This window comes from Cupriavidus sp. SIMBA_020 (genome assembly GCF_046535395.1).
Lineage (GTDB): Bacteria > Pseudomonadota > Gammaproteobacteria > Burkholderiales > Burkholderiaceae > Cupriavidus > Cupriavidus campinensis.
In genome coordinates this window covers 1-228 of record NZ_JAWRWU010001876.1, presented here as the reverse complement: position 1 = coordinate 228, position 228 = coordinate 1, and the positions used below count along the sequence as shown (strand labels likewise).

The following is a 228-nucleotide window of genomic DNA, read 5'->3' as shown; positions in this document are numbered from 1 at the left end:
AGGGGCATTTTTAGCGGGTATGATGCTTGGTGAAAGCCATTACCGCCATCAGCTAGAAGCGGATATTCGCCCGTTTCGTGATATTTTAATGGGTTTATTTTTTGTCACCGTAGGTATGCAGCTAGATATCAGCTTTGTTGTTAATCATGCGGGTATTATTGTTGTTGCCTTACTAGGGATCCTAATCTTAAAAATCGCCGTAGTAACCGTGTCGTCTTTACTTATGGG

General features: G+C 42.1%; 1 protein-coding gene. It reads left to right on the top strand.

All coding sequences use genetic code 11. The features are described from left to right. Positions 1-228 (top strand): cation:proton antiporter (locus SB751_RS36100; RefSeq protein ID WP_410749739.1); only part of this gene is annotated, 228 nt, incomplete at both ends.